The 20,090-nt window shown below is 69.2% G+C and carries 20 protein-coding genes; 9 read left to right on the top strand and 11 right to left on the bottom strand.

All coding sequences use genetic code 11. The features are described 5' to 3' along the window. Nucleotides 1-50: 50 nt before the first annotated feature. On the top strand, nt 51-1,247 hold the full coding sequence (locus ACFY2X_RS20570; RefSeq protein WP_389940076.1) for an NAD(P)/FAD-dependent oxidoreductase: 1,197 nt from the start codon (nt 51-53) through the stop codon (nt 1,245-1,247). A gap of 320 nt (nt 1,248-1,567) precedes the next feature. On the opposite strand, the gene disA is transcribed toward ACFY2X_RS20570, so the two are convergent. From disA to ACFY2X_RS20545, 5 genes are all read right to left on the bottom strand, one after another. Continuing rightward, nucleotides 1,568-2,653 (bottom strand): DNA integrity scanning diadenylate cyclase DisA, encoded by a 1,086-nt coding sequence (gene disA, locus ACFY2X_RS20565; protein ID WP_389940075.1) that lies wholly within the window; start codon nt 2,651-2,653, stop codon nt 1,568-1,570. Nucleotides 2,654-2,731: 78 nt separating this feature from the next. Continuing rightward, complete coding sequence (gene radA / locus ACFY2X_RS20560; protein ID WP_389940074.1) at nt 2,732-4,132, bottom strand: DNA repair protein RadA; 1,401 nt, start codon at nt 4,130-4,132, stop codon at nt 2,732-2,734. A 78-nt stretch (nt 4,133-4,210) separates the two neighbouring features. Then, nucleotides 4,211-4,525, bottom strand: a complete 315-nt coding sequence (trxA, locus tag ACFY2X_RS20555) for a thioredoxin (protein WP_389940073.1) — start codon at nt 4,523-4,525, stop codon at nt 4,211-4,213. Further along, nucleotides 4,522-4,902 carry a MerR family transcriptional regulator gene (locus ACFY2X_RS20550; RefSeq protein WP_389940072.1) on the bottom strand — a complete coding sequence of 127 codons (381 nt, stop codon included), beginning with the start codon at nt 4,900-4,902 and terminating at the stop codon, nt 4,522-4,524. Before ACFY2X_RS20550 ends, trxA begins: the two co-directional genes overlap by 4 nt. A 154-nt stretch (nt 4,903-5,056) precedes the next feature. Next, nucleotides 5,057-5,755, bottom strand: coding sequence for a class I SAM-dependent methyltransferase (locus tag ACFY2X_RS20545; RefSeq protein ID WP_389940071.1), 699 nt, complete (start codon nt 5,753-5,755; stop codon nt 5,057-5,059). A 233-nt stretch (nt 5,756-5,988) separates the two neighbouring features. Between ACFY2X_RS20545 and ACFY2X_RS20540 the strand changes: the two genes are divergently transcribed. The 6 genes from ACFY2X_RS20540 to ACFY2X_RS20515 all read left to right on the top strand — a co-directional run bounded on the left by ACFY2X_RS20540 (nt 5,989) and on the right by ACFY2X_RS20515 (nt 12,192). Beyond that, nucleotides 5,989-6,801, top strand: a complete 813-nt coding sequence (locus ACFY2X_RS20540) for a sugar phosphate isomerase/epimerase family protein (protein WP_389940070.1) — start codon at nt 5,989-5,991, stop codon at nt 6,799-6,801. Between the two features lie 25 nt (nt 6,802-6,826). Next, nucleotides 6,827-7,471, top strand: coding sequence for a TetR family transcriptional regulator (locus ACFY2X_RS20535; RefSeq protein WP_389940069.1), 645 nt, complete (start codon nt 6,827-6,829; stop codon nt 7,469-7,471). A gap of 181 nt (nt 7,472-7,652) precedes the next feature. After that, nucleotides 7,653-9,815 carry a (Fe-S)-binding protein gene (locus ACFY2X_RS20530; protein WP_389940068.1) on the top strand — a complete coding sequence of 721 codons (2,163 nt, stop codon included), beginning with the start codon at nt 7,653-7,655 and terminating at the stop codon, nt 9,813-9,815. A gap of 209 nt (nt 9,816-10,024) precedes the next feature. Continuing rightward, a complete protein-coding gene (locus ACFY2X_RS20525; RefSeq protein WP_389940067.1) occupies nt 10,025-10,819 on the top strand; it encodes a hypothetical protein in 795 nt (264 codons plus the stop codon). Further along, nucleotides 10,816-11,892 carry a glycosyltransferase gene (locus ACFY2X_RS20520; RefSeq protein WP_389940066.1) on the top strand — a complete coding sequence of 359 codons (1,077 nt, stop codon included), beginning with the start codon at nt 10,816-10,818 and terminating at the stop codon, nt 11,890-11,892. The genes ACFY2X_RS20525 and ACFY2X_RS20520 overlap by 4 nt, the downstream gene beginning before the upstream one ends. An 18-nt stretch (nt 11,893-11,910) precedes the next feature. Then, nucleotides 11,911-12,192: a metal-sensitive transcriptional regulator gene (locus ACFY2X_RS20515; protein ID WP_329087501.1), complete on the top strand. Its 282-nt coding sequence runs from the start codon at nt 11,911-11,913 to the stop codon at nt 12,190-12,192. A 484-nt stretch (nt 12,193-12,676) separates the two neighbouring features. Here ACFY2X_RS20515 and ACFY2X_RS20510 read toward each other — a convergent pair whose 3' ends face one another. Further along, on the bottom strand, nt 12,677-14,020 hold the full coding sequence (locus ACFY2X_RS20510) for a hypothetical protein (RefSeq protein ID WP_389940065.1): 1,344 nt from the start codon (nt 14,018-14,020) through the stop codon (nt 12,677-12,679). 131 nt (nt 14,021-14,151) lie between these two features. After that, complete coding sequence (locus tag ACFY2X_RS20505; RefSeq protein ID WP_389940064.1) at nt 14,152-14,694, bottom strand: gamma carbonic anhydrase family protein; 543 nt, start codon at nt 14,692-14,694, stop codon at nt 14,152-14,154. Between the two features lie 135 nt (nt 14,695-14,829). On the opposite strand from ACFY2X_RS20505, the gene ACFY2X_RS20500 reads away from it, so the two are divergent. Further along, on the top strand, nt 14,830-15,996 hold the full coding sequence (locus ACFY2X_RS20500) for a hypothetical protein (protein ID WP_389940063.1): 1,167 nt from the start codon (nt 14,830-14,832) through the stop codon (nt 15,994-15,996). Between the two features lie 221 nt (nt 15,997-16,217). Here the strand turns inward: ACFY2X_RS20500 and ACFY2X_RS20495 are convergent, their stop codons facing one another. The 3 genes from ACFY2X_RS20495 to ACFY2X_RS20485 all read right to left on the bottom strand — a co-directional run bounded on the left by ACFY2X_RS20495 (nt 16,218) and on the right by ACFY2X_RS20485 (nt 18,008). Beyond that, entirely contained in the window at nt 16,218-16,436 is a 219-nt protein-coding gene (locus ACFY2X_RS20495; RefSeq protein WP_389940062.1) for a hypothetical protein, read from the bottom strand. A 126-nt stretch (nt 16,437-16,562) separates the two neighbouring features. Continuing rightward, entirely contained in the window at nt 16,563-17,315 is a 753-nt protein-coding gene (locus ACFY2X_RS20490) for a GntR family transcriptional regulator (RefSeq protein WP_389940061.1), read from the bottom strand. 150 nt (nt 17,316-17,465) lie between these two features. Beyond that, complete coding sequence (locus tag ACFY2X_RS20485) at nt 17,466-18,008, bottom strand: VanZ family protein (RefSeq protein ID WP_389940060.1); 543 nt, start codon at nt 18,006-18,008, stop codon at nt 17,466-17,468. 187 nt (nt 18,009-18,195) lie between these two features. Here ACFY2X_RS20485 and ACFY2X_RS20480 point away from each other — a divergent pair, with 187 nt between their 5' ends. After that, nucleotides 18,196-19,359: a low temperature requirement protein A gene (locus ACFY2X_RS20480; RefSeq protein ID WP_389940059.1), complete on the top strand. Its 1,164-nt coding sequence runs from the start codon at nt 18,196-18,198 to the stop codon at nt 19,357-19,359. On the opposite strand, the gene ACFY2X_RS20475 is transcribed toward ACFY2X_RS20480, so the two are convergent. Further along, nucleotides 19,340-20,038, bottom strand: a complete 699-nt coding sequence (locus ACFY2X_RS20475) for a dienelactone hydrolase family protein (RefSeq protein WP_389940058.1) — start codon at nt 20,036-20,038, stop codon at nt 19,340-19,342. The two genes, ACFY2X_RS20480 and ACFY2X_RS20475, sit on opposite strands and share 20 nt — an antisense overlap. Between the last annotated feature and the right edge of the window lie 52 nt (nt 20,039-20,090).

The raw sequence follows: 20,090 nt of genomic DNA, 5'->3' as shown, positions 1-20,090 counted from the left end.
GCGGGCCGTCCGGTTCAAGTGGCGAACCCGCGCGAGACAGGAGCAGGGAAATGCAGCACCGCATCATCGTCCTCGGGGCCGGATACACCGGAGCCATCGTCGCCGGCCGCCTCGCCAAGCGGCTCCGCCGCGAGGATGTCGCCATCACCCTCGTCAACGCCGAGCCTGACTTCGTCGAACGCGTCCGCATGCACCAGCTGGCGGCCGGCCAGGATCTCACGCCCCGGCCGTTCAGCGAGATGTTCGCGGGCACCGGCGTCGAACTGAGGCTCGCGAAGGTCACCGGCGTCGACGTCGGCCGCAAGACCGTCGCCGTCATCGACGCGAACGGCGCCGAAGAACTCGCCTACGACACGCTCGTCTACGCCCTCGGCAGCGGCTGGAACGCCCAGGACGTCTCCGGGACCGCCGAGCACGCCTATGAGATCGCCAGCCGCCCCGGAGCACTCCGGCTGCGCGAGCGTCTGGCCCGCCTCGACGCCGGGCAGACCGTGGTCGTCGTCGGCGGCGGCCTCACCGGCCTGGAGGCCGCGACCGAGATCGCCGAGGCCCGCCCGGACCTCGACGTCGCCCTCGCCGCCCACGGCGGCCTCGGCGACTGGCTCTCGCCCAAGGGTCGTGAGCACCTGCGGAAGGTCTTCGGCAAGCTCGGGATCACCGTGCACGAGCACGCCGCCGTCACCGGCGTCGAGGCCGACCGCGTCGCCACCGCCGACGGTAAGGCCATCCCGGCCGCGGTCACCGTGTGGACGACAGGCTTCGCGGTCCACCCGATCGCGAAGGCGACCGCCCTGGAGGTCACCGGCACCGGCCAGATCGTGGTCGACGGGACCATGCGCTCGGTCTCGCACCCGGACGTGTACGCCGTCGGCGACGCGGCCATGGCGATGGGCCCCGGGGACAAGCCGCTGCGGATGTCGTGCGCCTCGGGAACTCCGGCCGCGTGGCAGGCCGCCGACGCGATCGCGGCGCGCCTGACCGGCGGGAAGCTCCCGAACGTGCCGATCCGCTACTTCAACCAGTGCATCTCACTGGGCCGTAAGGAGGGCTTGATCCAGTACGTCACCGCCGACGACCGAGCCGTGCAGGCGGTCCTGACCGGACGGCTCGCCGCCGTCTACAAGGAGCTGGTCTGCAAAGGCGCCGCCTGGGGCGTCGCCAACCCGATGCTCGGACTGCCGACTCGGCGCCGCCGCGTCACGCGGGAGCGGGCCACGGCCGGCTCGGCCGTCAAGGCGCCGGCATAGAGCACGAGGCGAAGCGGGCGCCCTCGCACCGAGGGCGCCCACTTCGCTGCCGGTCTACGCCGGTCTACGCGGCGACGATCGCCGGGTGGAGGCCCCCGGCCCCGGGCTCCCAAGCGCCGACGTCCATGCGGCCGCCATCGTGTCCAGCGAGGGGGCTGCCGGGTTTACCCGGCAGGGGAATCGCTTCCCTGTCACGGTTTCTTTGTTTGAAACGGTCGGGGCTTGGCCGTCGCCTACCTCAGCCGAGGGAAGCGAGAAGCCGCTCTCTTCAGGGAGCGGAGGAGTCACCAACGACTGGCTCACCCGCCTGTGGACAGGGCTTAGACGTAACGCTCCAGGATGGAGGACTCGGCCAGCCGGGAGAGGCCCTCGCGAATGTGGCGGGCCCTGGCCTCGCCGACCCCGCCCACCTCTTGCAGGTCGCCGATGCTGGCGGCCAGAAGCTTCTGCAGGCTGCCGAACTGGTCGACAAGGCGGTCGACCACGGTGGTGGGCAGGCGGGGGACCTTGGCCAGCAGGCGGTAGCCCCGGGGGCTCACCGGGGTGTCCAGGGCGTCGTTGCCCGAGTGGCCGAGAACCTGGGCGACGACGGAGAGGTCGAGCAGGTCGCTGGAGGACAACTGGTCGAGGTCGTGCAGGGCGTCGGCGAACTTGCGCGGGCGGCGGCCGGCCACCGGCAGGTAGTCACGCACGATCAGCTCACGGTCGGTCTCGGTGCCGGCCACCAGCTCGTCGAACTGCAGGGAGAGCAGGCGGCCGTCGGTGCCGAGCTCGACGACGTAACCGGCGATCTCCTCGGAGATGCGCCGGACCATCTCCAGCCGCTGGGCCACCACCGCGATGTCGCGGACCGTCACCAGGTCTTCGATCTCCAGCGCCGACAGTGTGCCGGACACCTCGTCCAGGCGGAGCTTGTAGCGCTCAAGGGTGGCCAGGGCCTGGTTGGCCCTGGACAGGATCGCCGCCGACTCCTCCAGCACGTAGCGGACACCGTCGAGGTAGAGGGCGATTATCCGCATGGACTTGCTGAGGGAGATGACCGGGAAGGACGTCTGCACGGCCACCCGCTGGGCGGTGCGGTGCCGGGTGCCGGACTCGTCGGTCGGGATGGCGGGGTCGGGCATCAGGTGCACGGCCGCCCGAACGATCTTGTGGTCGCCGGAGTTCAGCACGATGGCGCCGTCCATCTTGGCCAGCTCGCGCAGTCGCGTCGCGGAGAACTCGACGTCCAGCTCGAACCCGCCGCTGCAGATCTCCTCGACCGTTTCGTCATAGCCCAGCACGATCAGGCCGCCCGTGTGACCTCGCAGAATGCGTTCCAGGCCGTCTCTCAGCGCCGTGCCTGGCGCGAGTGTGGCCAGGACGTTTCTACGGCGTTCGTCGAGCCCTCTGTAGGTTGGTGCCACATGACCCCCGCGGTCGGCGTATCACGCTCAGTTTACCGGCGAAGGTCCCACCGGACCTGGAATCGCCGGATGGTCACTCTAGGTGACGTGAGTGAGCGCATCCCAAACATTGTCAGCCTCGACAACGTCGAAACCCGGTGCGAAGTTCGGACCCCGGCCGTTGACCGGGACCAGAGACCCCTCCGACCCCTTTCTCCTGCCCGCGTCGAGGGAGCCGGTGGGGACCAGGGCGCGGGTGAAGCCCAGCCGCGCGGCCTCCGACAGGCGGCGTCGCACGTCGCGAACCGGCCGCAGCTCCCCGGCCAGGCCCACCTCGCCCAGCACGACCAGGCCGGGCGGCAGCGCCTTGTCTCCGGCCGCGCTGGCCACCGCGAGCATCACGGACAGGTCGACCGCCGGATCGCTGAGCTTGATGCCGCCCACGGTCGCGGTGAAGACGTCGCAGCCGCTGAGCTTGGCGTTGAGCCGCCGCTCCAGCACGGCCAGCACCATCGTCACCCGGTAGGTGTCGAGCCCTGAGGAGGACCGGCGCGGCTGCTGGGCCTCGGTGCGGGCGACCAGGGCCTGGACCTCGGCGGGCAGCGGCCGGGTGCCTTCCAGGGTCACCGTGACGCACGTGCCCGGCACGGGCTCGGCGCGGTGGGAGACGAACAGGCCGCTGGCGTCGGCGATCCCCTCGATGCCGCCCTCGTGCAGGTCGAAACAGCCGACCTCGTCGACGGGACCGTACCGGTTTTTGATCGCGCGGACCATGCGGAGCCGGGAGTGCCGGTCGCCCTCGAAGTGGAGGACGACATCGACGAGGTGCTCTAGTGTCCGGGGACCGGCGATCGAGCCCTCCTTGGTGACGTGGCCGACCAGCACCGTGGACATGCCGCGCTCCTTGGCCAGCCGGACCAGGTTGCCCGCGACCTCCCTGACCTGGGTGACCCCGCCGGGCACCCCGGTCGCCTGGGCGGAGCCGATCGTCTGCACGGAGTCGACGATGAGCAGGTCGGGCTGGACCTTCTCCACGTGGGTCACCAGCGCGCTCAGGTCGGTCTCGGCCGCGAGGTAGAGGCGGTCCTGGATGGCGCCGATCCGGTCGGCCCTGACCCGCACCTGGGCGGCCGACTCCTCACCCGTGACGTAGAGCACGGTCTGCTGCCGGGCGATCTTCGCCGCGGCCTCCAGCAGGAGCGTGGACTTGCCGATGCCGGGCTCCCCGGCCAGCAGCACGACCGCGCCGGGCACCAGGCCGCCGCCGAGCACCCGGTCGAGCTCGCCCACCCCGGTGCTGCGCGCATGCGCCACCTCGGCCTTGACCTGCCCGATCGGGACGGCCGGGGCCGACACCGCCCCGGCGGTGGCCACCTGCACGCCGCCGCGGGCGGTCTCTTCCTCGACCGTGCCCCAGGCCTGGCACTCGCCGCAGCGACCCACCCACTTGGCGGTCTGCCATCCACACTCACTACAGCGATAGCCAACCTTCTTAGCCATGGCCGCACGCTACCGGTCGGGACCGACAACTTTCACCCGGTACGGCATGCCGTACCGGGTGAAAGTGTGGGAGACGCGTCAGATGTGGCCTTCGAGGTCGGCCAGGAGCAGGCGCTTGGGCTTGGCGCCCTTGATCTGCTGGACCACCTCGCCGCCCTTGTAGAGGTTGAGCGTGGGCAGGCCGAGGATTCCGTACCTGGCGGAGATCTCGGGGTGGTCGTCGGAGTTGATCTTGGCGATCGTGACGCGGTCGCCGTACTCCGCCTCGATCTCCTTCAGGACCGGTTCGATCATCCGGCACGGGCCGCACCACTCGGCCCAGAAGTCGACCAGGACGGGCTTGTCGCTGTTCAGCACCTGCTCGGCGAAGTTGTCGGCGGTCAGCGTGATCATGTTTCTCCCTGCTTTCTCAGCACGCATCCGGGGCAGGCGGCGGTCAGCTGCCCGGCCACCTCGGCCCGGCGGGCGAGCAGCGTGCGGATCTCGTCGTCGATCTCGGCCAGCTTGCGCCGGTAGACCGCGACCGACTCCGGGCAGGACGCGCCCGATTCGTGTCCGGCCCGCAGGCACGCCACGAACGGCCGGGCGTCCTCAAGGGTGAACCCGACGGTGAGCAGCGATCTGATCTCGGTGACGAGCTTGAGGTCCGCCTCGCCGTACTCCCGATATCCGTTGGCCGTCCGCCGTGCCGTGATCAGCCCTTGCTGCTCGTAGTAACGCAGCGCGCGGGTGCTGACCCCGGCCCGCCTCGCGAGTTCCCCGATGCGCATTCGGCCTCCTTGCATCGTCACGGTAAACGTTGACGCCAACGTCAGGGTCAAGCGGTTCCGAGAGGCGCTTCATCCCGGATGTCCGTCACGTGACCGTGCCCCCGCGGGATCGCCGCCCCGCGCGCGGCCAAATGTCCCGTCTGCGGCCGAAAGCTCAGAAGTGCTTCCACCGCAGGACGTTGGGGTAGGCGAGCTCCAGGCCGGGGGTCTCGGCGATGGCCTGGTCCGCGACCGCGGGGGTGAACTCGATGCGGAGCACCGCCTCCAGATCGGCGCGGCGCTCGAAGGACATGCGCAGGTCGAGAGGCTGGGAGTGCCAGCCCTGGCGGGTCCAGAAGCGCTCGACGGAGTCGGCCGAATAGGCCGGGATGGACTGGCTGAACCAGCGGCCGAACGCGCCGCGGGTGGAGTCGATGTCGATCACGAAGGCCACGCCGCCCCGCCGTACCACCCGGGAGAGCTCGGCCAGGCCCGGCTCGCAGCCGGGGCCGAAGAAGTAGGCCCACCGGGCGACGGCCATGTCGACCGAGGCGTCGGGGAGCGGGAGGGCCTGGGCGGTGGCGGGGTGGACCTCGACGTTGGGCAGGGGGCGGCAGCGGCGTCTGGCCAGCTGGACGAGGTCGTCGTGCGGCTCGACGCCGATCACGCGGGCGGCCGTGGCGGACAGGGACGGCAGGTGGTAGCCGGTGCCGCAGCCGATGTCGAGGACCGTCGCGCCGGTCCACGGCCGGATGGCGGCCATGGCGGCCTCGGCCCGGCCCTCGGGATCCACCGCCCGGTTCTCCAGCTCGTAGATGTGAGGGGTGTTCCAGATGTTGGGGCTGGGGATGGCACCCTTCATGAACTGCCGCATGTCATTACCGTAGCGATGCGATCTCGGTCGCATCAGCGGGGCCGGACTCCACTCCTTCGCAAGCGCGCTTAGGCTGGCAACGTGAGTGAGCGGAACGGGCGAGCCGAAGGGCGCGACGGCACTCGCCCATGCGAGCTCCGAGCGACCAGGCGAGGAGGCCGTGCGAGCAGGCCGGCCGACGGGCACGGCGGCATCCGCTCACGTGAGCTCCGATCCGGAGGCGAGGAAGCCGTATGAGCGTTGTCCGAGTACCTAGTGCGAAGATCGCGCTGTCCACCGCGTCGGTCTATCCGGAGCGCACCCCGGACGCCTTCGAGCTGGCCTCACGCCTGGGATACGACGGTGTCGAGATCATGGTGGGCGCCGACCCCGTGAGCCAGGACATCGACGTCTTAGAGCGGCTGTCGGATCACTACCAGCTGCCGATCCTGGCCATCCACGCGCCGTGCCTGCTGGTGACCCAGCGCGTGTGGGGGAAGGACCCGTGGGCCAAGCTCCAGCGGGCGCAGAAAGCCGCCGAGAGGGTCGGCGCCAAGACGGTCGTGGTGCACCCGCCGTTCCGCTGGCAGCGCGACTACGCCCGCGATTTCGAGGTCGGCCTGGCCCGGATGCGCGAGGAGACCGACGTGGTCTTCGCGGTGGAGAACATGTTCCCGCTGAAGGCCCGGGGCAACGAGGTCGTCCCCTACTCGCCCGACTGGAACCCGGTCGACTACGACTTCCCGCATGTCACGCTGGACCTCTCGCACACGGCGGTGTCCGGGTCCGACGCCCTGGAGATGTTCACCAAGCTCGGCGACAGGCTCGCCCACCTCCACCTGGCCGACGGGGTCGGCGTGGCGAACAAGGACGAGCACCTGGTCCCCGGCCGGGGCAGCCAGCCGTGCGCGCCGATCCTGGAGCGTCTGGCGGGCAACGGTTTCGGGGGACTGGTCGTGCTGGAGATCAACACGCGCAAGGCCGCCAGCCGTACCGAGCGGATCAACGATCTCGCCGAGGCGCTGGCCTTCGCGCGCCTGCACCTCGCCGCACCCTCCAAGGCATGACCGACCGACGTGTGAGTGAACATCCGTGAGTGAAGCATCCGTGGACGGGGCCCCCTTGGGCGAGGCGTCCGGGAAAGAGCCGGTGACGACGGGCAAGAGGCGCCCCGGGCGCAGGCCGGGGTCGGCGGACACGCGAGGGGAGATCCTGGCGGCCGCGCGCGAGACCTTCGCGGAGAAGGGGTTCGACAAGGCGACCGTCCGGGGCATCGCCCGGCGCGCGGGGGTGGATCCGGCGCTGGTCCACCACTACTTCACCAGCAAGGAGGGCATGTTCGTCGCGGCGATGGAACTGCCGGTCAGTCCCGAGGACGTCATCCCGGCGATCCTGTCCGGGCCGCGTGAGCAGATCGGTGAGCGGCTGGTCCGGTTCATCCTCACGATGACCTCGGACGCCGGCGCCCGCCAGCCCGTGCTGGCGCTGATCCGCACCGCGATGACCAACGACCAGGTGGTCGCCATGATCCGTGAGTTCGTCACACAGGCGCTGCTGAACCGGGTCGCGGAATCCCTCCAGATCCCCCCGATCCGGATGGAGGTGGCCTTCGCGCAGATGTTCGGTGTGGTCCTGATGCGCTACGTCCTCAAGCTGGAGCCGCTCGCCTCGGTCGACGTCGAGGAGCTGGTGGAGCTGCTGGCGCCCACGATTCAGCGCTATCTCGACGGTTCCTGACGCCGCCGGCGGGTGTGCAGAGCATTGTTCTGGGAATCGAATTGACCGTATGGTGACCACGGTCACCGCGTACTCCGGTTCGGGAACAAGTTACCCGTCGGTAGGATTCGTGGGGACCCGTCGTCACCGTGGATGACCGGCGGTCGTACGCTGGCAGCCAACGCCGTCTGTGGGAGGACCCGTGCTCTGGGTAGCGATCATCGGGCTGGTCATGACAGCCGTCGCGGTCGCGCTTGCCGCGCGCCGTGTGCTGTTCCTGTACAAGCTCGCCACCGTCGGGCCGCCCGCGCCTGAGCGGATCGAATACGCCAAGAACAATGTTGGCGCCGAGGTCAAGGCCCAGCTGGTCGAGGTCTTCGGGCAGAAGAAGCTGCTCAAGTGGACGCCCTCGGGCACCGCGCACTTCTTCGTCATGTGGGCCTTCTTCATCCTGGCCACCGTTTACCTGGAGGCCTACGGCGCGCTGATCCAGGGCGCGATCACCGGCACCCCCGACTTCCACATCCCGCTCATCGGGACCTGGGCGGTCCTGGGGTTCCTGCAGGACTTCATCGCGATCGCGGCCCTGCTCGGCCTGATCGCGTTCACGGTCATCAGGATCAAGAACTCGCCCAAGAAGCTGGGGCGCAGGTCCCGTTTCTCCGGCTCGCACCTCGGCGGCGCGTGGCTCGTCCTCTTCATGATCTTCAATGTGATCTGGACGATGTTCCTCTTCCGCGGCGCGGCGTTCAACACCGGCAACCTTCCCTACGCGTCGGGGGCGTTCGGCTCGGAGGCCACCGCCGCCCTGCTGAGGCCGCTGGGCGCCTCGGCCAACGAGGTGCTCGAACACGTCGGGCTGCTCCTGCACATCGGCGTCATGCTGGTGTTCCTCGTGATCGTGGTGAACTCCAAGCACCTGCACATCTTCACCGCCCCGCTGAACGTGATGTTCTCCCGCCGCCCGGACGGCAACGGCCCGGCGCAGCCGATGCGGATCGACGGCAAGGTCGTCGACTTCGAGGACGAGGACCTCGACGGTGACAAGCTGGGCCGCGGCAAGATCGAGGACACCACCTGGAAGGGCTTCCTCGACTTCTACACCTGCACCGAGTGCGGTCGCTGCCAGTCGCAGTGCCCGGCGTGGAACACCGACAAGCCGCTGTCGCCCAAGATGCTGATCCTGGACCAGCGCGACCACGCCTTCAAGGTCGCGCCGTACCTGATGGCCACCGAGGAGCAGCGCGCCGACCTCCACGAGGACGTGCTCGCCCTGCTGGACAAGCCGCTGGTCGGCGAGGACGGTGTCATCCACCCCGACGTGCTGTGGTCCTGCACCAACTGCGGCGCCTGCGTCGAGCAGTGCCCGGTTGACATCGAGCACATCGACCACATCCTCGACATGCGCCGCTACCAGGTGATGGTGGAGTCGAACTTCCCGTCCGAGGCCGGCGTCATGGTCAAGAACCTTGAGAACAAGGGCAACCCGTGGGGGATGTCCGAGATGAAACGGGCCGACTGGATCGAGGAGCTCGCCGGCCGCGACGAGGACCCGATCGAGATCCAGCTCGTCGACGAGAAGATGCCCGAGGACACCGAGTATCTGTTCTGGGTCGGCTGCGCCGGAGCCCTGGAGGACCGCGCCAAGAAGACCACCAAGGCGGTCGCGGAACTGCTGCACGTCGCGGGCGTGAAGTTCGCGGTGCTGGGCCCGATGGAGGCCTGCACCGGCGACCCGGCCCGCCGCCTGGGCATGGAGTTCCTCTTCGACATGCTGGCCAAGCAGAACATCGAGACGCTGAACGAGGCCGGCGTCAAGAAGATCGTCGCGACCTGCCCGCACTGCTTCAACACCCTCGCCAACGAGTATCCGCAGCTCGGCGGCACCTACGAGGTCGTCCACCACACCCAGCTGCTGGCCAAGCTGGTGGATGAGGGCAAGCTGATCCCGGTCACGCCGATCGAGGAGAAGATCACCTACCACGACCCGTGCTTCCTCGGCCGCCACAACAAGGTCTACTCCCAGCCGCGAGACATCATGGCCAAGGTCCCCGGTGTGCAGACCCAGGAGATGCACCGCCACAAGGATCGGGGCTTCTGCTGCGGCGCCGGTGGTGCGCGGATGTGGATGGAGGAGCGGCTCGGCAAGCGCATCAACACCGAACGCGTGGACGAGGCGCTGACCACCGACCCGGACACCATCTCCACCGCCTGCCCGTTCTGCCTGGTCATGCTGGGCGACTCGATCAGTGAGAAGAAGAACGCGGGCGAGGCCAAGGAGAGCCTGGAGGTCGTGGACGTCTCCCAGCTTTTGATCAGGTCCATCAAGGGCAAGCCCGTCGAGACCTCCGAGGCGTCGGTCTGATTCCCGGCAGGGACGGCACAGGTACGGCCCGCGTTCCCGCCGATACGGCCCGCGTTTAGCGGGCGTATCGGCACGTCTCGCGGGCCGTACTAACAATCGGTCAAGTTTGCAAGAAAAGGACGCCAGGACCGAAAGTCTTTCTCCTCATAACGGGAAAATCACGGTAACCTCAACGTCGCGTGGCTCATTCGACGGGGAGGGGTCTGGCGATGCGCGTCGTCGTCACCGATGCTGAGGTCACCCTGGCCGACGTCCTCTCGCTTCGCCTGTCCGTCGGTGAACCGCTCGCCGGCGGCGCCGAACTGGTCCTGCGCCACCGGGCGACCGCCGTCGAGCGCCGGGCGGTGCTGGGCGGCGTGGGCGCCGAGGTGCGCGGCGCGACGCTCGCGCTCTCGCTCGCCCCGCTGACGCTCGGTCCCGGACGCTGGGACGTCTACCTGAAGCAGAACGGGTCACGCACCCGGCTGCGCAGCATTGATCCGGGTTTCTCTCTCGATCATCTCGACACCTACGCGCTGAGCCGCCGCGCGCTGGCCTACCGGGCCTACCGGACCCGTAACGGTTTCCTGGCCCTGAAGATCGACGAGGCCGAACCGGCCGCCGAGGTCCGGGCGGTCTGGTTCCGGGAGGGCCGGTTCGAGGTCACCGGACTGCTGGCCTTCACCGGCCTCGACGACGACGAGGCCCGGCACGAGGCGCGGCTCGCGCTGCGTCGCAGCGGGCCCGACGCCGAGCTGAGCGCCGTCGCGACGGTTCAGGGGGTGCGCTTTCACGCCGCGCTCTCTCTGTGCGACGTGCTCGCCGCCGCGCCCGAGGAGAAGGGCACCTGGGAGCCCTCGTTGGAGGTGGACGGCCTGGCCACGCCGCTTCGCCTGAGCTCCCGGCTGGACGACGTGGACGGCAAGCACCGGCGCCTGCACTATCCGGCCACCGAGATCGACGGAGTGCCGATCCGGCCTCGCTACACCGCGGACGACGAGCTCAGGATCGAGGTCGGAGGTTGAGGATCTGCCTGCTCGTCCCCTCCGCCTACGGCATGCGCGGTGACATCCGGTCCGTCGTCAACCTCGCGGGAGGGCTCGCCGAACGCCACGATGTGGAGATCCTCAGCGTTCGCCGCCACAGGGAGAAGCCGTTCTTTCCCGTGGAGCCGGGGGTGTCCCTGTCGTGGGTGGTCGACGCCCAGCCCGGTGTGCGGCACCTGTTCCCGCGAGGCCAGATGCGCACCGAGGTCGCCCTGTGGCGGCGGCTGCGCACGCTCAGGGCCGACGTGCTCATCAGCACCAGGCCGGGTCTGAGCGTTCAGGCGGCCAGACACGCGCCCCGCGACATCGTGCGGATCGCCCGTGAGTGGGGCCGCCCGCCGGTGCCGGGGCCGATCAGGAAGTTCTACCCCCGCCTGGACACGGTCGTCACCGCCACCGATGCGAGCCGTGAGGAGTGGGGCCGCCTGCTGGAAGGCGGTCCCGAGGTCAGGCTGATCCCGGACGCGCTGCCCACCGAGCCCTGGCCGCGCTCGCGGATGGACAACCGCATCGTCGCCGCGGGCGGGCGCTGGGTGCCGGCGAAGGCCTACGACCGGCTGGTCCGCGCGTTCGCCACCGTCGCCGACAAGCGCCCCGACTGGCGGCTGCGCCTGTACGGCGCGGGCCCGGAGGACAAACGTCTGCGCGCCCTTGTCCAGGACCTGAACCTGCACAACCACGTCTACTTCATGGGCACGACCTCCGACCTGGGCGGTGAGTTCGCCAAGGCGTCGATCGTGGCGGTGGCCTCCAGGGCCGAGGTGTTCGGAATGACCGTGATCGAGGCGATGGCCAGCGGGGTGCCGGTGATCGGGTTCGACAGCCCGCGAGGACCTGGCGAGTTCGTGACCGACGGCGACAGCGGGGTGCTGGTCCCCGAGGGAGACGGTGAGATCGAGGCGTACGCCTCCGCGCTGCTGGCGCTCATCGACGACGAGCGCCGCCGGCAGATGCTCGCGGCCGGTGCGCTGAGGGCCGCGGCCGCCTACGAGGTGTCCTCGGTCACCGAGCAATGGGAGAAACTGATCGCGGCTACTTCTCGCCGTCTCTGACGCGGGTACCGTTGGGGCATGCATGGGTACAGCGGAGACAAGCAGGCCTATCTGACCCGGCTGCGGCGGATCGAGGGACAGATCAGGGGCTTGCAGCGGATGGTCGAAGAGGATTCCTACTGCATCGACGTTCTGACACAGGTGTCGGCCGCCACGCGGGCGCTGCAGGCGGTGGCGCTCGGCCTTCTGGAGGACCACATCGGGCATTGCGTGGCCGATGCCATCAACACCGGCGGGCCCGAGGCGGAGGAGAAAGTCAAGGAGGCCTCGGCGGCGATCGCTCGTCTTGTCCGTTCGTGACTAGTCACCGGACTATCTTTCCCAACCACGTCCCGGACCCCTTGGGAGGAGTCCGGGACTAGGCCGTTCACACGGTTTACTCAGCGGCTTCAGCAGATCGCCGAAGCACTCAATCCGAGCGCGTTGTCGAGCTCCGCCAAGGTGAGCGGCCGTTCGCTGATGGCAACGGCGGTAAGCACCTCGGCATAGAGCGCGATCTCGTCCAACGCGACACGGTCGTGGACCCTAGAGTCCAGGTCGTCGTGCCCCACCGCGTCGTCCTTCCTTCCGCAGCCCACACCCACTTCGAGGTTACGGCCGGGGGTCTTTCGTGCCCATGGCCCATCGGGACCATTCCTCGCGACGCCGCCGCACCCTCAAAAGGATCATTTCCCGATTCGGAGATCACAATTCAGCTAATTGTCTGATACGTGGGGTGTTGGAACGGTATAAGGAGAGTAAGGGTGAAATAACTGAATTTGTGGTTTAAGTATGCTCGTGCGTGTCAGAAGTGGCGGGGGAAGGTTCCCGACACGCCGGGAACCGGGTCGTCCCGCTCATGCGTCAGCCGGTGCACGAGCGCCGAGGCCGTGGCGAACCCGCGCTCCGGCACCGTGGTCCCGGTGAGGCGGCACCACGCGAGCCCGGTGGCGTAGGCGGCGCCCAGCAGGGCGGCGGCCGTCGCCCGGTCCGGCGGATGAAGCGCGGAGGGCAGCTCGCCGGAGCGCGGCCAGCATCCCCGCAGCGGGTGTGACGGGTCGGTGAGCACCACGTGAAGGATGTGACGCAGCTCCGGATCCAGCCACGGGTAGAGGCCGTCGGCCGCGCGGGGGGCCAGCGCCGACAGGTCGGCGGCGAGCAGCGAGGCCGCCACCGCCCGGGGATCGGCTCCCTTCGGCACGAGGAACCCCAGCGCCTGGACGAGGTCGTAGAGCGCGTGCTGGAAGTGCTCCGCCGGGGAGGAGTCGGGCAGCGTCACATGAGGCGGGCAGCGTGACAGCCACGCCTGCCGTACCGCGTCGTCGCCGAGGTGGGCGACGGAGGAGTCGGGGCCGGTACGGCGGAGCACCGGATCCACCATGGCCAGCAGGGCGCTCGCCCGAGGGCGGAACCGGGGGTCGCTCCGGATGGCTCCCGCCGTGTCGGCCATCAGCGCGACCAGCCGGAGACCTGCCTCGGGGTGCCCGGCCCTGACGCGCTCGCCGTACAGCGCAGCCAGGTCGTTCAGCGAGGTCGGCGGCAGCCAGCGGACCCACTCGTCACCGGGCAGCGGCCGCGCCAGGAACTCGCCGAACATCGACAGCAGCACCTCGTTGCCGTCGAAGGCCGGAGCGTAGGCGCACCACATCAGCGTGCCCCAGACGGCGGCGACCGGGCTGGCCACCTCCTCGGCGAAGATCTCGGCGAACGGCCCGACGAGCGGGAAGTCCTCCCTGCGCCTGCCCCGCTGGGAGACGACCAGGTCGCGGACCCGCTCGGTGATGTCGGGAGGTACGTCCGGGCCGACGAACCCCTGGACGGACCCCCGGTCCGCGATGAAGTCGGGGCCGCCCGGGACGAGGTACGGCATGAGCATCGAGGTGGTCCGCACGACATGGGCCGCCGCGCGGAAGCCGGGATCGGCCGGCGGCGCCGTCAGGTGCCAGCGGCCGTCGGCGGGGTCCTGCCGGTACCAGCGGGCGTGCGCGCCGAACAGCCAGTGTCCCCCGTCGGGGGTGACCAGGATGCGCAGCGCGATGGCCTGGGCGCGCGCGGGCAGCGGGAGCGTCGCCCATCGGGGGTCGACGACCATGGTGCGCACATCGCTCTCGATGGCGTCGAAAGAGTCCCACTGCCGCACGGCGGTCATGTTACCCATGGCTTCGCGGCCCGTCTGCGGCCCGTCTGCGGTCCTTCAGTGGCCTGTCTGCGGTCCTTCAGTGGCCCTTCAGCGGTCCGCGAGCGCGTCTCCGGAGGCGGCGCGGAACCCGGTCGCGGTGCTCACGACGGCACGGCAGGGGTCGCGGCCCGGTGCCGCGCGGCCTTGGCCATGTAGTTGTCGGGAGTGCGCGCGAAGGAGGCGCGGTCGTCGTCGGTGAGCTCGCGGACGATCCGCCCGGGAACGCCCGCGACGAGCACCCCGGCCGGGATCTTCTTGCCGGGCCCCACCAGGGCGCCCGCCGCGACCAGCGAGCCCGCGCCGATGCGGGCCCCGCCGAGCACGATGGCGCCGATACCGATCAGCGCGCCGGTCTCCACGTGGGCGCCGTGCACCATGGCCTTGTGACCCAGGCTGACCCGGGGCTCCAGCACGGCGGGCTCGCGGGGGTCGGCGTGCAGGCAGCACAGGTCCTGGATGTTGCACTCCTCGCCGACCTCGATGAGCTCGTCGTCGCCACGGAGAACCGACCCGTACCAGACGTTGGCGGCACGGCCGAGCCGTACCCTGCCGACGATCACGGCGCCGGGGGCGACGTAGGCCTCGGGATGGATCTGGGGGATCGCGTCGCCGTCGAGGGAGGCGATATGCGGGATGGCGTTCATGGATTGATGTTACGGGGAGTGAGCGTGCCCGATATTTCCGCAAGCAGGTCACGCGTTCCGGTTGCGGACTTGGACAGTTAGCAGGAAAGTCGTCTCCGACGTCTCCTTCCCACCACAACTTCCACGGGCAGCGCCATGACAAACCAACACGAGAGTTTTCCCGATCTGATGCATGAGGACTCGTTCGAGGTCGTCATGCGCGGCTACAACCGTCGCCAGGTTCACGACTACATGAACCGCATGCGCAACCAGATCCGTGATCTGGAGGAACGGCTCGCGCGGGCGATCGACCAGACCGAGCAGAGCCGGATCGAGCTGTCCGATGCTCGGCGGAGGCTTTCCGACGCGCCGCAGGACTATGACGAGCTCGGCCAGCGGCTCAGCCAGATTCTGAAGCTGGCCGAGGAGGAGGCGGCCTCCAAGAGGCAGGTCGCCGACGCCGAGGCCGGCAAGCTCCGTGACGATGCGGCCAACGAGGCCGAGCGAATGATGACCTTGGCGCGCGAACGGGCCGAAGCCATCCTGAACGCCGCGCAGCAGGAGGCCGAGCGCCGGGTCGCCGAAGCCACCACCGCCGCCGAGCAGATGCTCTCCCAGGCGGGAGGAGACGCCGAGGAGACCCTCAACGCGGCTCGTGCCGAGGCCGAGGAGACCCTGCGCGGTGCTCGCGCCGAGGCCGACCGGCTGGTCACCTCGGCCAGGAACGAGGCCGAGCGGACGATCGAGGGCGCCCGCGCGGAGGCCGAGTCCACCCTGGGCAGTGCCAGGGCACAGGCCGAGTCGACCGTGTCCTCCGCCAACGCCGAGGCCCACGCCATGCTGTCGGCGGCCCAGCAGCGCTCGGCGGTCCTGGACGAGACGACCGGCCGCCGGGTCGCCTACCTCACCGACACCCACCACGAGGTCATGCGCCGCCTCAACGAGATGGGCGCCGTCCTGGGTGATCTGCTCCACCGTGAGAACGCCGCCGGGCCCCTGATCGACGAGGCCTCCGTGCTCCCGCAGGCCTCCGCCCGGGTCGCCCTCACCGGTCCGGCCGCCGAGCCCGAGGCCGTGCCCGAAACCGAGGTCGAAGTGGAGGTCGAGATCGAGATCGAGCCCGCCGCCGTTCACGACGCCGGAACCGCTCTCCCTCACGATGTCCAGCCTGACGTGGAAGCCGTCCGGGTGATCGTGGACGATGAGGGCCAAGGGCACCAGAACGATCGCTTCGCCAGTGGCAGCCAGGTCCAGGTCTTCGAAGCCACCGGGGTGAACCCGAACCGAGCCACCGAGAACGGTGAGTACGTAACCCGCAACTAGAGCCTGTTCTGCGGGTCTTTCCGCCTGCGCTGCGGATTCGCGGAACGGACTCGGAGGAGTGTCCGTCATGCGGTGCCGCCGGGCCGATGGCGGGTGACGGCCCTGCGGCTCCCGACGAGCAAGCGGAAGCCCCCGCCCCCGATAGGGTCGGGGGCTTCCGCGATTGGGGGCCCGGCGCCGGAGCCGCGGTAGATCCGCTGACCTCGGCACCGGGCGGCCTGTCAGGATTCCCTTCCGTCGGAACGGTCCTGCTGGTCACGTAACTGCTCGCGCAGTCCTTCGGGGTCGTCCGCGTCGATGGTCATCGCGCAGCCGATGTCACGCTGGGCGGCGGTCAACGGGTGGTGGCGGGTAGCCCACCACCGACCCGCGTCACTCCGCCAGATCGTCCAGTCAGGGAACTCCCGGGCGATTTCCGCCAGATGCCGGTCGAATGACATCTATGCACCTTCCCCGTGCCCAGGCCCGTCTCTGTGACGCTCCACCTACGAAGGTGATGCACTTCTCTAGAGAAATCAATGATCGCAGGGGACAGGTCAACCTATCGGTTGACAGATGGCCTTGATCTATGAGTTGAAGTCGTACTGAAGTACATAAGATGCGGAATCAAGGATCATTTCGTTGACCTCAACCGGAATGCCGGCCGCCGTGTAGGCGATCCGCCAGATCACCAGGACCGGAGTCCCGGCCGGCAGGTCCAGCTGGACGGTCTCATGAGGATGGGGCATGCGGGCGCGCACCTCCTCGCTGAAGTGCACGGGAGTGTGGCCAAGGTCGCCCAGGCGCGCGTAGGCGCCACCTGGCCCGGTGTCCTCCCGGGTGATCGCGGTGTCCTCCACCAGGGCGGCGGGGAAGTGCGAGACGGACAACTGCACCGGCCTGCCGTCGACCGAGTAGCGTCGCCGTCGCACCCACACCTCCGTGCTGTTGAGGACGCGGGCCACGGCGTCCTCGGCGATCTCCTTGTCGATGTTCATGTCGTCCACGGTGTAGGGACGGCCTCTGGTGTCGGAGTCCCAGATCGCCTGTCCCTGTCCCCACTGTTCACGGGAGAGCCGTCGCGAGCCGTGCCGCCTGATCGGCCGGAACTGCCGGACGTACACTCCCGAGCCGCGCCGGGGCACGGCCAGTCCTTCGTTGATGAGCACGGACAGAGCTTGTCTGGCGGTCGCACGGGCTATGCCGTACTGCCCCATGAGGGCGTTCTCGCCCGGAAGCCGATCCCCGTCTCGGAGGTCGCCGGAGAGGATCGCTTCGCGAAGCCTGTCGGCGATGCGGCGATAGATCGGGGGCTCGGGAGGTACCGGGGACTGCTGCACGTTTAATCACCCTCTGTCACCAACCGGGTTTGGCGTCTCCAGAGAACTTGCCCCGCCTTGTCCACGATCGCACAGATACAGGCGTTGGTCCCGTGCTTCTTTTGGGAGGAACGTGCCTGTGTGGCGATCTTCGGGAGTTTTCCCGGTCCGTTACCGCGGAACGATCCCATCCGCTATTTGGGAAGCCCACCACCGCCGCGTGACGGCCGCGGCCAGTACGGCACCCGCCGTGTTGATCAGCACGTCGTCGACGGAGCTCACCCGGCCCAGGCGCAGGCCGTACTGGAGGAGCTCGACGGAGAGTGAAGCGGTGGCCGCCACGGCCGCGACCCTGGCGAGCGAGGCGAACCGTGCCGAGCGGACCGGGAGCATCGCGCCGAGCGCGGCGAAGACCAGTAGATTGCCTCCGACCTGCACAAACGATGTCTCGCCCGACCCGTGGAGTACCATCCACAGGTCTGCGAGGGGGATGAGGCTGACGCTGCTGTCGCCCGCCCTCGGGGTGAGGATCATCCAGATCCAGGGGGCGGTCCCGGCGGTCATGACGACGTCGGCGACGGCCGTACGGACGGGGAACGGGTGGCCGTCGCGGGTGCGGCGGAGGGCGAGGAGGCGGATGGCGATGACGACCAGCGGGACGGCTAAAACCGCGGCGATGATGACATTTCCCCATGCGTGCCACACCTGTTGCATGGGGAAATGATGCCGGGGTTCGGGCTGGGCCGGACGGCTCTCCGGGTTACGAGAAGATGACCCTCAAGCAAGGGGCCTCGACCGCGGCGCCGCCCGGTCCACTGATCCCCATATTGCCAAAAATGGGGGTTTGCCAGCTGTTGCGAGGGAGTCGCTATGGACGCCATGTGTCCAGGGGATTTACGTCATGAGTGATCAACCCATCAGACAGGTCTGGCGCTTCGGCACGATGTCCGCCCGCGACCCTCACGAACCTCATCGGGTCGCCACCACGCTGGAACTCTTCTTCGATCTCGTCTTCGTGGTCGCGGTGGGGCAGGCGGCGGCGAGCCTGCACCACGCGATCGTCGGGCACCACGTGCTGGAAGGCGTGGCCGGCTACGCGGCGGTGTTCTTCGCCGTCTGGTGGGCCTGGGTCAACTGGACATGGTTCGCGAGCGCCTTCGACAACGACGACCCGATCTACCGGATCTCCACCTTCACGCAGATGTTCGGGGCCCTCGTTCTCGCCGCGGGAGTGTCGGAGGCCTTCGAGGGGCGTTTCGGCATCGTCGTGATCGGCTACGCGATCATGCGCTTCGCCATGGTCGGCCAGTGGCTGCGTGCGGCGCTCTCCAACCCCGGCGTGCGCCCCGCCGCCCTGCGTTACGCCGCGGGCATCACCGCCCTCCAGATCCTCTGGATCGCTCGCCTCGCGATCACAGGGGCGTGGGCCTGGACCGCGTTCGTCGTGCTCGTCGTGGCGGAACTCACCCTCCCGTGGTGGGTCGAGCGCGTGCGGCCCACGTCCTGGCACCCGCACCACATCGCCGAGCGTTACACGCTCTTCACCCTGATCGTGCTGGGGGAGGCGGTGCTCGCCTCGACGCTCGCGATCAAGTCGGGGATGACGGCGGGAGCTCCCGCTCTCAGCCTGGCCCTCGTGGGCGTCAGCGGGTTCGCCGTCGTCTGCTCGATGTGGTGGCTTTACACCGCCCGGCCCGCCCACCGTTTCCTGCACGACAACCGCTACGCCTTCTCCTGGGGTTACGGCCACTACGTCGTCTTCTCCTCGATCGCGGCCTTCGGTGCCGGGCTGGCGGCGATCGTCGACCACAAGGTCGGCAGGGTGACGGACGTGAGCACGCTGGTCCTGGGCGGGGCCGTCGCCGTTCCGGTCGCCTGTTTCCTGCTTAGCGTCTGGTTCGTCCATATTCGGCCTCACCGCCCCGGCCCCGCCTGCAGCGCCTCCTACCTGGTGGCGGCCCCGCTGGTGCTGCTCGCCCCGTTCACGCCCGTGCCGCTGGAGCTGATCGCCCTGATCATGATTAGCGCCGTCGTCGCCACCGAGCTCACCCGAGATGACGCCTGAGAAACTCCACGGCACGAGCCCATGCGACCGGCGCGGCCTCGGGGTCGTGGAACTGGGGGGCCTCGTGGTTGTGGAAGGCGTGCCCGGCCTGCTCCGCGACGTGCATCTCGATGTTCGGCCGCCCCGCCGCCGCCTGCTCGACCCTGGCGACCTGATCGCGGGGAATGTAGGGGTCCGAGCCGCCGAAGACGAACAACACCGGGCAGGTGATCCTGTCCATCAGCTCGACGGCGTCCGGTACGGCGGAGCCGTAGAACGACAGCACCGCGTCGACCTCGGCGTCCGCCGCGAGGAAGTAGGCGATCGACCCGCCCAGGCAGAACCCGACCATCCCGGTCCCGCCGGTCGCCTCGGGCAGCGCCCGCAGGTGCGCCAGCGCCGCGGCGGAGTCCGCGACCCCCTGGGGGGCGTCGAACCTGGAGACCATCTCCAGTGACGCGGCCGTCCCGGCCTCGCTGTGGTCGGATTCCCAGTGCCGCTGGATCCGCCAGAACAGGTCCGGCGCGCCGACGACGTAGCCGAGCGCGGCCAGGTCCTCGGCGACCTTCCGGATGTACGGGCCGACCCCGTAGATCTCCTGGATCACCAGGACGACCGGGCCGCTGCCGTTCTCGGGCAGCCACAGGTCCATGTCGAACGAGCCGTCGGCGACGGTGACCGTCTCGGTGCGAGTTTTCATCGGGCTCCTCCTGAGGCCGTCCGTGAAGAATCAGAGAATCGCACGGTTGAAT

The sequence above is a fragment of the Streptosporangium sp. NPDC000396 genome, assembly GCF_042898655.1.
Lineage (GTDB): Bacteria > Actinomycetota > Actinomycetes > Streptosporangiales > Streptosporangiaceae > Streptosporangium.
Note: the sequence above shows the minus strand (reverse complement) of the source record. Positions and strands in the feature narration are given on the sequence as shown.

Coding starts and splice junctions, on each gene's coding strand:
- ACFY2X_RS20570 (WP_389940076.1), top strand. CDS start 51: ATGCAGCACCGCATCATCGTCCTCGGGGCCGGATACACCGGAGCCATC.
- radA (WP_389940074.1), bottom strand. CDS start 4,132: ATGGCTAAGAAGGTTGGCTATCGCTGTAGTGAGTGTGGATGGCAGACC.
- trxA (WP_389940073.1), bottom strand. CDS start 4,525: ATGATCACGCTGACCGCCGACAACTTCGCCGAGCAGGTGCTGAACAGC.
- ACFY2X_RS20550 (WP_389940072.1), bottom strand. CDS start 4,902: ATGCGCATCGGGGAACTCGCGAGGCGGGCCGGGGTCAGCACCCGCGCG.
- ACFY2X_RS20545 (WP_389940071.1), bottom strand. CDS start 5,755: ATGCGGCAGTTCATGAAGGGTGCCATCCCCAGCCCCAACATCTGGAAC.
- ACFY2X_RS20540 (WP_389940070.1), top strand. CDS start 5,989: ATGAGCGTTGTCCGAGTACCTAGTGCGAAGATCGCGCTGTCCACCGCG.
- ACFY2X_RS20525 (WP_389940067.1), top strand. CDS start 10,025: ATGCGCGTCGTCGTCACCGATGCTGAGGTCACCCTGGCCGACGTCCTC.
- ACFY2X_RS20515 (WP_329087501.1), top strand. CDS start 11,911: ATGCATGGGTACAGCGGAGACAAGCAGGCCTATCTGACCCGGCTGCGG.
- ACFY2X_RS20510 (WP_389940065.1), bottom strand. CDS start 14,020: ATGACCGCCGTGCGGCAGTGGGACTCTTTCGACGCCATCGAGAGCGAT.
- ACFY2X_RS20505 (WP_389940064.1), bottom strand. CDS start 14,694: ATGAACGCCATCCCGCATATCGCCTCCCTCGACGGCGACGCGATCCCC.
- ACFY2X_RS20500 (WP_389940063.1), top strand. CDS start 14,830: ATGACAAACCAACACGAGAGTTTTCCCGATCTGATGCATGAGGACTCG.
- ACFY2X_RS20495 (WP_389940062.1), bottom strand. CDS start 16,436: ATGTCATTCGACCGGCATCTGGCGGAAATCGCCCGGGAGTTCCCTGAC.
- ACFY2X_RS20485 (WP_389940060.1), bottom strand. CDS start 18,008: ATGCAACAGGTGTGGCACGCATGGGGAAATGTCATCATCGCCGCGGTT.
- ACFY2X_RS20480 (WP_389940059.1), top strand. CDS start 18,196: ATGAGTGATCAACCCATCAGACAGGTCTGGCGCTTCGGCACGATGTCC.
- ACFY2X_RS20475 (WP_389940058.1), bottom strand. CDS start 20,038: ATGAAAACTCGCACCGAGACGGTCACCGTCGCCGACGGCTCGTTCGAC.